12 protein-coding genes are annotated in these 10905 nt (G+C 56.0%); 9 read left to right on the top strand and 3 right to left on the bottom strand.

Annotation, left to right across the window (positions count from 1 at the left end; all coding sequences use genetic code 11):
* On the top strand, positions 1-1475 hold a 1475-nt coding region (locus H8Q75_RS11610), incomplete at its 5' end, for a helicase C-terminal domain-containing protein (RefSeq protein ID WP_297041873.1).
* On the opposite strand, the gene larE is transcribed toward H8Q75_RS11610, so the two are convergent.
* Positions 1447-2259, bottom strand: a complete 813-nt coding sequence (gene larE, locus H8Q75_RS11605; protein ID WP_024124543.1) for an ATP-dependent sacrificial sulfur transferase LarE — start codon at positions 2257-2259, stop codon at positions 1447-1449. The genes H8Q75_RS11610 and larE overlap by 29 nt on opposite strands.
* 152 nt (positions 2260-2411) lie before the next feature.
* Between larE and H8Q75_RS11600 the strand changes: the two genes are divergently transcribed.
* Positions 2412-2552: a photosystem II reaction center protein Ycf12 gene (locus tag H8Q75_RS11600; RefSeq protein WP_011057084.1), complete on the top strand. Its 141-nt coding sequence runs from the start codon at positions 2412-2414 to the stop codon at positions 2550-2552.
* On the opposite strand, the gene recJ is transcribed toward H8Q75_RS11600, so the two are convergent.
* Positions 2515-4866, bottom strand: a complete 2352-nt coding sequence (gene recJ, locus H8Q75_RS11595) for a single-stranded-DNA-specific exonuclease RecJ (RefSeq protein ID WP_255325311.1) — start codon at positions 4864-4866, stop codon at positions 2515-2517. The genes H8Q75_RS11600 and recJ overlap by 38 nt on opposite strands.
* A gap of 137 nt (positions 4867-5003) precedes the next feature.
* Between recJ and H8Q75_RS11590 the strand changes: the two genes are divergently transcribed.
* The 3 genes from H8Q75_RS11590 to H8Q75_RS11580 all read left to right on the top strand — a co-directional run bounded on the left by H8Q75_RS11590 (position 5004) and on the right by H8Q75_RS11580 (position 8399).
* Positions 5004-6605 (top strand): iron uptake porin, encoded by a 1602-nt coding sequence (locus H8Q75_RS11590; RefSeq protein ID WP_297041869.1) that lies wholly within the window; start codon positions 5004-5006, stop codon positions 6603-6605.
* 71 nt (positions 6606-6676) lie between these two features.
* Positions 6677-7417, top strand: coding sequence for a DUF561 domain-containing protein (locus H8Q75_RS11585; RefSeq protein ID WP_024124546.1), 741 nt, complete (start codon positions 6677-6679; stop codon positions 7415-7417).
* Entirely contained in the window at positions 7395-8399 is a 1005-nt protein-coding gene (locus H8Q75_RS11580) for an RsmB/NOP family class I SAM-dependent RNA methyltransferase (RefSeq protein WP_297041866.1), read from the top strand. Before H8Q75_RS11585 ends, H8Q75_RS11580 begins: the two co-directional genes overlap by 23 nt.
* On the opposite strand, the gene H8Q75_RS11575 is transcribed toward H8Q75_RS11580, so the two are convergent.
* The gene (locus H8Q75_RS11575) at positions 8321-9430 is read right to left on the bottom strand and encodes a hypothetical protein (protein ID WP_024124548.1); all 1110 of its coding nucleotides are present in this window, start codon (positions 9428-9430) and stop codon (positions 8321-8323) included. The two genes, H8Q75_RS11580 and H8Q75_RS11575, sit on opposite strands and share 79 nt — an antisense overlap.
* A gap of 87 nt (positions 9431-9517) precedes the next feature.
* On the opposite strand from H8Q75_RS11575, the gene H8Q75_RS11570 reads away from it, so the two are divergent.
* The 4 genes from H8Q75_RS11570 to H8Q75_RS11555 form a co-directional block, all read left to right on the top strand.
* Positions 9518-9661, top strand: coding sequence for a DUF3417 domain-containing protein (locus H8Q75_RS11570; protein WP_225871784.1), 144 nt, complete (start codon positions 9518-9520; stop codon positions 9659-9661).
* A 475-nt stretch (positions 9662-10136) separates the two neighbouring features.
* Positions 10137-10394: a hypothetical protein gene (locus tag H8Q75_RS11565; protein WP_051372780.1), complete on the top strand. Its 258-nt coding sequence runs from the start codon at positions 10137-10139 to the stop codon at positions 10392-10394.
* Between the two features lie 12 nt (positions 10395-10406).
* The gene (locus tag H8Q75_RS11560; protein WP_297041864.1) at positions 10407-10577 is read left to right on the top strand and encodes a hypothetical protein; all 171 of its coding nucleotides are present in this window, start codon (positions 10407-10409) and stop codon (positions 10575-10577) included.
* The coding region (locus H8Q75_RS11555; RefSeq protein WP_297041862.1) for an FHA domain-containing protein at positions 10546-10905 on the top strand (360 nt) is incomplete at its 3' end. The genes H8Q75_RS11560 and H8Q75_RS11555, both read left to right, overlap by 32 nt.

Raw genomic sequence — 10905 nt, 5'->3', positions numbered from 1 at the left:
TTGTGATTGAGGCAGAGGTTCACCGCCAATTACGGGCATTTTTACGCAGCAGTGGCGATCGCCGGTGGCCTCACCATCTCACCTTGGCGCGGTTGGTGGCCCGTGCCCTGCGGCTGCGGCGGGGGTGTTTACTTCAGGTCAGCCAGCGGGCGGTGTTACAACATCGCTATGGCCTGAGTTATCTGTTGCCGCTGCTGTTGTATCCTGAACCGGCCCTGCTAGTTGTCCCCCAGGAGCGACTGACACGGCTACTGCACCAAGAAATTCCTGAACTGCTCACCTTCCTTGCCGTCACCAAACCAATTCAGCATAGCCACTGCCCGCAGCCAGTGTTTGAGGGAGTGCTCGTGATGAACCTCGAGGACTGGTGTCGCCAAGCCACCCCCCACCCCAACGTTGTCACGATTATTGATGGCATTGAAGCCTTGCCCCAAATTGCCCAGCAGCAGATGACCTGCACAATTACCACCAGGGATTGGGAGCACTTGAAACTAGCGATTCCCAGTGCCGTTGGCGCCATTCGCCAAGTTTATGCCCAGTTGGTGCAACACCTCTTTCAGCGGCCTCAGAATCCCTATGGCGACTATCTGCTCACCCCCACAGAACAGCAACCCCTCCTTGATCTGCTCCATCAATGGCCGCAGTCGCTGCCTCCCCAGTGGTCGCAATTGCGGGACTACCTCAACCGCAGTGACACAGTCATCTGGGGCCGCCGCCATCCCACGGTAGGCTACTTTACCCTCCATGGCCACCCCCTGAATTTGCGTCCCTATTTTCAGGAGATTTGGTGCCAAGCCCCCTTTGTCCTCATTGGCAGCGGACCCGATACAGACTCCCCTCTGGCCTATGTGCAGCAGGACCTAGGGATTCCGCCCCAAACGACGATTAAATTTGCCAGCGATCGCCACAGTGAAGCCATTACCCTTGCGATCGCCGAAGACTTACCCCTGCCCAATACCCCGGAATTTGCCCCGGCGGTTCTGCGGCGTCTCTACGATCTCATTGGCACGATTGGCCATCAACGGGCAGTGATCCTTGTCAGTGATGTACCCCTGCGGGAACAGTTGGCCACCCAATTGGCTGCCCTCTACGGTTCACGGGTACAGGTGGAGACGACGGCCCTTGAGACGAACACGATTTTAGTAACGGGGGAAACCTTTTGGCTGCGCCATGGGGCACAGTTACCCTGCCCGGCCCTATTGGTCCTGACGACGTTGCCCTTCCCCTCCCCGGAAAAAGCAGTGGTGAGTGCCCGCATTGAATGGCACAAGCGGCAAAAACAAGACTGGTTTCGTCAATATCTCTTGCCCGAGTGCTTGACGGTGCTAGATCGTGCCCTTGCCCCTGTCCGTCAGGATGATACCTTGGTGGCCATTTTGGACCGGCGGCTTACGGAGCGCAGCTATGGCCGCGAAATTCTCCAGAGTCTCAGTCCCTACAACCGCGTTAGGGATCGCGCCCAATCCCCGCGTTGAGTTTGCCACTGCGAAAGCCCTCCAGATCCAAGGTGACATCGGTAAAACCAAGGGACTGAAAGTGATTCACCAGTTGCTCAAGATCCGTCATCGTTACAAAGTCAGCAATCTGCTGTTGGGGCACCTCAATGCGAGCGGTATCGCCATGACTGCGGACACGACACAGTTCCCAGCCCTGCTTGCGCAGGTAGTATTCGGCATTGCCCACCCGTTGCAGCTTGGCAAGGGTAATTTCTTCACCGTAGGGAAAGCGCGAACTGAGACAGGGTTGGGCGGGTTTATTCCACCAGGGCAGCCCTAGGGATTTGGCAATTTCTCGCACTTCTAGCTTGCTAATGCCAATTTCGGCTAGGGGCGATCGCACCCCACGTTCTTTGGCCGCCGCAATGCCCGGACGATAGTCTTGGAGATCATCAGCGTTTACCCCATCAAGAACATACTCATAGCCCCAAGCCTGCGCCAGTTCCCGCAGGCGATCGTGGAGTTCACTTTTGCAAAAGTAGCAGCGATTCACGGGGTTGGTGGCGTAGTTGGGGTTCTCCAGTTCATGGGTTTCAATCAATTCATGGCGAATGCCAATGGCTGCCGCTTGAATGCGCGCATCCTCTAGATCCGCTGGAAATAGGGAAGGGGAGACCGCCGTGACCGCCACCGCCCGATCGCCCAAGACATCCTGAGCAACTTTGGCCACCAGGGTACTATCAATACCACCAGAGTAGGCAATCAAGGCTCGATCGAGTTGACCGATGAGATCGCGTAAGGCCGCTAGTTTGTCCACGCCCATCACCGACCGATTTTCTGAGAATTCTGCTCCTACAGTGTAGCTTAGGGGTGAGAGCAAAACACTCAGGCACCCGTTGCCAAATGCTGCGAGTGCTCCCCCCTGCTCTAAAATAAAATCACGAACGGATAACCGCTGATTACTCGGGAGAACCTATGGGAATTTTCAATGGTATTATTGAGTTTCTTAGCAATATCAACTTTGAAGTCATTGCTCAACTCACCATGATTGCCATGATTGGCATTGCAGGACCAATGATTATTTTCCTGTTGGCCGTGCGTCGCGGCAATTTGTAGGCCATTTCTTTTTCAAAACTTTGGCAGTCCCCCACGTTTGTGCTAACCGTGCCAAATCCTTGGCTTGCAGTTGATACCAGCGTTGCAATCGTGCCAGTTCTTCGGTAATGCTCAGGGTGGGGGCAAATTCTTCGCAGCCATAGCCCAGATGGCGCAGGATCGCTACCAGCGTACAGGGGGCAATCCAATAGGTTTGACTTAAGGCTAAAAGATTCACTTTAGCCCCTTCTTTGGCTTTCAGCTCATTTTGAATGGAGAGGATGAGGGTCGGTGGGGGGGCGATCGCGGGTCGTTGGTACCCCACATAGACTATTTCGGGCTGGGCAATGGCCAATAGCCAACGCAAATGGGTAGAAGAGGGGGGCAGGGACCAGAGGATGAGTGTGCGACAGCGGTCGCGGGGGCGATCGTAGTGAATGGCTGCTGTGGTGAAGTTGGGAGGGACCTCAGGGCGGCCATAGCCATAGAGCAAGACATGGTCGCGCAACTGCGGCAGGAGCGTTGTCAAAGGCGGGAGGGGTTGCCAACTGGGAATCGGGTGACTCGGTGGCTCGGGGACGTACCACGCCAGTGAGGGTTTGACTCCCTTGAGTTCGAGTTCCAACTGGGTTTCGCCATTCCAAGTGTGGGCTGTGAGGTGATAGGCAATATCTACTCTGGTTGGCAACGGCAAAAATGGTCCCCAGCGCCAAGCCTTAGCGGTCATCTGCTGCCCATTCTGCTCTAGGGTGAGTTTCAGGTGCTCCCCCTGCTGACCCATGGGCGTTTGTTCGAGGATCTTGACCCCGCGACTACAGAAAATAGGCTGAGGATTCTCACTGCCAAAGGGTTGCAATTGCTCCACTTGAGTGTAAAAGTCCCAGGTCAGTTGCTCAAAGGAGATTTCGGCATCAAGGGTGACCAGGGGACGCAGATCCTCGGGTTTGAGACAGGTTTGGGCAAAGGCCCGCAGGCGATCGCGCCAAGCCGCTAAATGCTCTGCCCGTAGGCTAAACCCCCCGGCCGCTTTATGACCGCCATATTTCAACAGCAAGTCCTTGGTGGCCTCAAGAGCCTCAAAAACATGGAATTCTGGAATACTACGAATTGAGCCACGAATTGTCGTCTCATCTTCATAGGTGCCAATAAACACAGGTACGCCGTAGCGCTCCACAAGACGGGAGGCCACAATGCCAATGACCCCATGGTGCCAGTTGGGCTGGACGATCACCAAAACCCATTCCTGTTGGGGATCAAAATCCGTCTCTTCGAGGTGGGCGATCGCCGCCGCTTCAATCTCGGCACAGAGATCCTGACGGCGACGGTTGGTTGCTTCACAGAGGGCTGCCAGCTCCTGAGCACGGTCTGGATCGTCCGTTGTCAACAATTCAATCACTACTTGCGGGTCACCAATCCGGCCAATGGCGTTGATCCGCGGTCCGAGACGAAACCCCACGGCCGTGGGTTTTAGGGAGGCGTCCTGCTCGGGTAAACAGCGCGCCATTTGCATCAGTGCTTGGACGCCCACCAGAGGAGAGGTGGGAAGGGTTTGCAATCCCTGCTTGACCCAGCGGCGATTCACCCCCGTCAAGGGCGCCAGATCGGCAATTGTGCCAAGGGTACACAGCTCCCGCAACGGCCGCACCAGTGGCCGCCAGTTGCCCAATCGCTGCGCCAGGGACACAGCTAGAATATAGGCCATCCCCACCCCTGCGAGGGTATGGTAAGGCGAGGTCGGGGAAACTAGTTTTGGATTGAGAATGGCATGGGCAGGGGGCAGTTGCGGTGGTACATCGTGGTGATCCGTCACAATGACTGTCAGTCCCAGTTCCCGCGCCTTGAGAATCGGTTGGAGGGCAGCAATGCCGTTGTCCACGGTGAGAATCAGTTTGACGCCTCGGTCGTAGCACTCCTGCACAATCCGCTCATTGATGCCATAGCCTTCATGCATGCGCGAGGGAATTTCATAGTCAATGTCTGCTCCCAGATGGCGCAGGGCACGCAACAGCAGGGCGGTACTTGTCATGCCATCGGCATCGTAATCCCCACAAATGGTCATCTTGTCGCCGTGGGCGATCGCCCGTTGCAGCAATTCCACTGCTAAATCAAGGTCAGGAAAGACCCTGTTGGGAGGCGGTAGCTCTAGGGTTTCCGGTTCGAGAAACGCCCGTACGGCTGTAGGGGTTGTAAGACCCCGCCGCAAATAAATTTCCGCCAGCGATGAGTGGCAACCCAGAGTCCGCCTCAAGGCGTCCCGACACTTAGGATCAATCGGCGGCAAAAGCCAACGTTGCTGGGGAAGAACACCCATGATGCGGAGGGGGGAGATAGGCAAAGCAACAACCCCAATGCTAACTTGAGGCTGGCTTTGGTTGACAGGCTGAAAGAATTAGAATGATAATCATTAGCATTCTTATAGAGCCTTAGTGAATCCCCTAGGCAAGGTCTTGGTGTGAGGTTAGGAAGGCAAGTATGGCAAAATCCCTAGCAACGGCCATTGTCGGTGCCGTTGGCGTTAACGTTTTCTTTTTGAATTCCGCAGTTTTTGCCCAGAGGCCAAATCCGCTGTCGGCAAGTGCCAGCATGGGGCAGGTCACCTCTGTCTCGCAGCTTTCTGATGTGCGCCCCACTGACTGGGCCTATCAAGCCCTAGCCTCCCTTGTGGAAAAATATGGCTGTGTTGCCGGCTATCCCGATGGCACCTTTCGCGGCAGCCGCGCCCTGACGCGGTTTGAAATGGCGGCGGCATTGAATGCTTGCCTCGATGTGGTGAGCGATCGCTTTGCCAGTAAAGAAGATCTCGCTACACTGCAACGGCTCTCTCAGGAATTTGCTGCCGAATTAGCCACGCTTCGCGGGCGGGTAGATCAGCTTGAAGCGCGTACTGCCAACCTAGAAGCTCAGCAATTTTCCACAACTACCAAGTTATCCGTGGATGCCGTGATGGCCTTTCAAGCCGGTGGAAATACAGGCCAAGTAGTCGATCCCGTCACGGGGACTGGGTTCGCAGGGGGAAGCTACAACCCCACAGCGATCAGCCGTGTAGAACTGACCCTGAATACCAGTTTCCGCGGTGACGACTTGCTGACCACTACGCTGGAGGTGGGTAACAATGGCGTAGATACGTTTGGAGCAACGGGGATTGGTACCAACGGCCTCCTTGCCGGTGGTTCTGTAGATTATGGCGGTGTTGCAGCGGCTGCGAATCTATTTCGCCTTTTTTATACCTTCAAGCCCACGGCAGACCTGACAATCGGTATCGGCCCGCAGTTTTACCCCAGCGATATTGTGGATACCAACAGCTACGCTAACAATTCATTCACGCATTTTAGTTCCAACTTTTTTATCAACAATCCTCTGATTGTTCCCTTTGCCGTAAATGATCCCGGAGGGGCAGGGGTGAGTATTGAATGGAACCCAGGAGGAGGGTTCTTTACCCTGCGCAGCGTCTATGTTGCCGCCACTGCCAACGCCCCCGGCGGTGTACCCACAGGGGGGGGTCTGTTTGGGGATCCCTATCAGGGAACTGTGGAATTAGAGTTTGCGCGTGCCTTTGGGGCCAATGAACAAAACAATTTTGCTGTTCGCCTGCAATACACCAACGCCTCGACCTTGAACATTTCCCAAAATGCAGCTGGGATCAATGCCGAACTCTCCCTGGGCAAGTTTGGCCTCTTTGGGCGCTATGCCTACTCCGATATGAAGCTCTATGGGGATGGGGCCACCATTAATGGTCTAGGGCCCTTTGCCGTCGATCCGGGTGCCCTAATCATTCCTGCCGGTGGGCAAGTAAATACTACGGCGCACACATGGATGGTCGGCCTTGCTTACCGGGATTTGCTCACCGAGGGGTCACTATTGGCAGCGGCAGTGGGCCAGCCCTTTATTAATTCGCTGCCCTCAGCCCCGCAAGTTAATGATGCCACCCAAATGAACTATGAACTCTTTTTCCGCTATCCCCTGAGCGACCATATTTCAATTACACCGGTGTTTATGGCGGTAACCAATGCCCACAATCGGTCTGACAGCAGTCCCCTTTTTCAGGGGCTGATCCGCACCACGTTTAGCTTCTAGGGAAAGACCTACAGTTGTTGTGAAATGGGCGGTAGGATAAAAAAATGCACAATTATGGAACGCTTAAGTCTATGCTGCATCCGCGTTTGGCTGCTGCCTTTGAGCAGCGTTCGGCTCTCAAGATTATCAGTGGCCTGAATAACTTTGATCGCGATCGCGTGCGGGCGGTGGTGACCGCTGCCGATCAAGGGGGCGCCACCTTTGTGGATATGGCTGCCGATCCTGAACTGGTGCGCCTTGCAAAGGAACTGACGACGCTGCCAGTCTGTGTGTCGGCGGTGGAACCGTTGCAACTCCTACGGGCAGTGGCCGCTGGTGCCGATCTGGTGGAAATTGGCAACTATGATAGCTTCTATGCCCAAGGGCGAGTGTTCAGTGCTGAGGAAGTGCTGGCCTTGACGCGCCAAACCCGTGAGCTGCTGCCCCAGACTATGCTGTCGGTGACCGTGCCCCATACGCTGTCCTTGGATCAACAAGTTGCCCTGGCTGAGGCCTTGGTGGCCGCTGGTGCCGATGTCATTCAAACGGAGGGGGGGACGAGTAGCCAGCCCCACCACGGCGGCACCTTGGGTCTCATTGAAAAAGCAGCTCCCACATTGGCAGCCGCCTATGAAATTTCCCGTGCCGTTTCGGTGCCGGTGCTGTGTGCTTCGGGGCTTTCGACGGTGACGATTCCGCTGGCGATCGCCGCTGGGGCTGCGGGGGTTGGGGTTGGTTCTGCCGTCAACCAACTCAACAGTGAAGTGGCCATGGTGGCCAGTGTGCGTGCCCTTGCCGAAGCCGTCAAAGGTGCCATTGCCGTCCACCGCTAACCCTGTGGTCAACCCCTCTCGATTGGCGCTGGCCTGTGCGAATCGCCTTTTTGAGGCGGCGGACAATCGGGAGCGGTTCCTCCAGGCGCTAATGACCCCCCCAGCTTATCCTGCCACTGTGCTTTGGTGTGGGGAGCCGGCTGCTGCGCTCCCTTTTGTGGCCTTACCGCCGCTGCCGTGGCAGCCCCCCTGGGTGAGCCGCTTTGTTGCCGGTAGTCCAACGGGTCAACACCCTCTCCATGCAGCCGGTGCTTATTATTGCTTGGATACCTCCTCGGTGTTTGCGGCGGTTCCCCTGCTCACCCTGCCCCAGGAGCCGTCCTTGGTGATAGATGTGTGTGCGGCGCCTGGCGGCAAGAGTCTCTTTGCGTGGCGATCGCTGCGCCCTCGCTACCTCATCTGCAATGAGACCATTGGCAAGCGGGTGGGGATGCTCATTGGCAATCTCAAGCGCTGTCGCGTGCATCCCGTAGGGGTCACTGCTTGGGATAGTGAAGTGCTGGCTGCTGAGTTCCAAGGCACTGCCGATGTGGTGATTGTGGATGCCCCCTGCTCTGGCCAATCCCTGCTGGCCAAGGGGCAAAAAGCCGATGGGTGCTTTCATCCACTGACGATTCGCCACAACCAACGGCGACAAAAACGGATTCTAGCGGCGGCAAGCGCCCTTGTGCGCCCGGGGGGATGGCTGCTCTATAGCACCTGCACCTTTAGCCAAGATGAAAACGAGGATGTGGCGGCTTGGCTCATGGCAAAGTTTCCGCAGTTGCTTCCTCAACCGGTGCCGGCGCTGGCGGCCTATCAATCCCATTTAGCAACATTTCCTTGCTATCGACTATGGCCCCACCAAGGGGAAGGGGCGGGTGCCTTTACAATTCTCTGGCAACATCAGGGCAAGGGAGAATCTCATCCCTTCCCGGCATTGGGGGAACGTGGCGCCTTTGGCGATCGCTGGCGCTGGCACTCCAGTTCCCAACCGGCATAGGTGATAGCAGCAAAGGCATTTTGATCTAAGTACCGACTGAAAATGCGACTACTGGCGATCGCCGCCCGTCCCATTAATGTTGCTCCTAGAAGCTGCCCTTGGCGATTGATCACCACTTGCCCTAAACTCTGACCCTCGGGAGTCAACTGCTGAATCTCCCAGCATTGAATGGGTTCCCTAAGGTACTGCTGCGCTTGCCGCACATTCCAACCCACACGAGCAATGGGCACAGGTAAGGCAATCCACCACGGTTGACGGTAGTAGTCCAGGGTCATGGGCTTTCGCTGTAAAATCTGGCGGGCGATCGCAAAGGCTTCAAAGAATGTCAGGGAGGGCAAATGGTATCCCCGCTGCCAACCGCCACAGGCGTAGACTTGGGGATGACTCGTGCGCCCTTGGGGATTGATTCGCAACCACCCTTGCGCATCCCGCTGCAGGTGTTGCACATTCAAAGAGGTCGGATCAGGTGCTTTGCGCCTTCCCAGAAGTGGAACCCCCAAACCGAGACCACTTAGAGCAGCGTGCAGGCGATCGTTGAACCAGGCATCTTCCGTTGTTACAACCGGCAGCCCTTGTCCATTAGCATCAGAAGCTTTGCCAGACCAGTGGTGCCAACAGGCTCGCTCAATCCTGCTGAGGGCGTCCAGATCATGAAAATCCATTGCCGCCGGCGCATCAAGGAGCAAATAGCCTCGGGCATAGAGGCGATCGCCGCCCACCTGAAAATGACAGCGCGGCCGCCAAACAAATTCCCCCACCCCTGTGATCACATCTACCCCCACCAGTTCCAAGACCCTAGGGGCATAGCGCCGCTGTCCGTGGCGGAGGTGGGCTTGAAAGTGCTGCCAATGCTGAGCATCTAAGCTTAGGGGCGGAAACTGCGATAACCACCAGCGTTGCCACTGCCACTGCCACTGCTCATCAGGAGGTGGGATCACCAAGCCAATCCGCCCCAAAGGGGCACAGCGATAGGCAAGATCCAGCGCAAGGGGACTGGCCGCAACAATCAGCAAATCGTACTCAAAACGCATCGGAAATTAAGAGAAATTAAGATAGAAACGACAACACTGGCAGCGCCCATCCGCACGTTTAACGTTCGTCCCCACTGGCCACAACGTTTGGCACCCCTGTGGGAATTGGCCTACAACCTCTACTGGACGCGGCACGCAGCGGCAATCGCCCTCTTTCGCCGCCTCGACCCAGAACTGTGGGAGCAACAACCACAGCCCGATTTTGGGATGCATTGCCCAGATCCCCACTGAGAACCGCTTTTGGGCATAGAGGGAGCGGGTAATCAACCAATTTCAAGAATATGCCCAGCCTGTGCAGACGTGGTACCAGCAAACCCGCACCAATGCGCCCCGGCGATTGTATTGCCTATTTTTCCCTTGAATTTAGCCCCACGGAGTGCCTGCCAATCTATTCGGGGGGCTTGGGATCACCTCAAATCCGCCAGCGACCTAGGACTCCCCTTGGTGGCGGTGGGGTTGCTCTATCAAAAAGGCTATTTTTATTGATTTTTATACCCTGGCCCTGAAGCTGATCACGACTTCCCAAGGCCAAGAACTCCGCATTCGCGTGGATTACTCCAATCGGGAAGTGCAAGCACCGATCTGGCAAATCTAAGTGGGGCAGCTTTCCTTCTATTCACTGGACACAAACTTGCTAGAAATGCTAAGAAACAGTCCCTACGATCAGCCGACAAGGCGATCTACAGCGAAAGTGGCACACCTACAGATGGCCGATCAAGGCCTCTTTCAAAAACTCTTTATGGCAGTAGGGGCGGCACAGTGGGAGGAAAACAGTGATCTGGCAGAGCGCGCGGATGCTTTTGTAGCACACTTTGGCCGCCTTCAAGATACCCTAGGGAGTAAGCTCTTGCCCGCTTCTCTGAGGGTCTTTGCCCAACCAGTGGCGACTTTCTTGGAAAACCTTGACGATGCTGAGCGGCTCGGCTTTCTGCCCGATGCAGGGGCTGGGTTTACAATCCAGTAACTGCACAGTCAAATGGTTCATGACTACATTCGAGATCCAGCCGTTTTAGTCCCTAGTTTGCAGGCCGCCCATGAGTTTGTTCCTGTCCTGATTGAAACGGCTGCTCGGTTTTGCTCAGGCATCAAACACGCATCCCCTTTCTCAATGGCCTATGCGATCGCCCCCGCCAAAAACGGTTGTTGATCTACCCACCGTCACCCTTACCCTCGAAAGTCAAGGGAAAACGCTGACCTATTCCCTGACCCAACCAGAGCATCGCTTGGGGCGCGATCACCAGTGGGCGGATTTGGTGGTGCCCGATGATCCACTGTGGTCAGTGATTTCCGGCCGCCATGCCGTTTTTAAGCAACAGGGGGCAACCTACTACCTCTGGGATGGAGATGGCAATCAACGCCACAGCACCAATGGCACCTTCTACAACCGACGCCGCATCGGCATTGAAGAGGGCTTTGCCCTCGGGGAAACCCTACGCCTAGAAATTGGCCAAGACCCAAAAAACAAAGTGCAATTG

Source organism: Thermosynechococcus sp. OHK43 (genome assembly GCF_014466085.1).
GTDB lineage: Bacteria > Cyanobacteriota > Cyanobacteriia > Thermosynechococcales > Thermosynechococcaceae > Thermosynechococcus.
The sequence above is the reverse complement of the archived record's forward strand: the minus strand, read 5'-3'. Positions and strand labels throughout refer to the sequence as shown.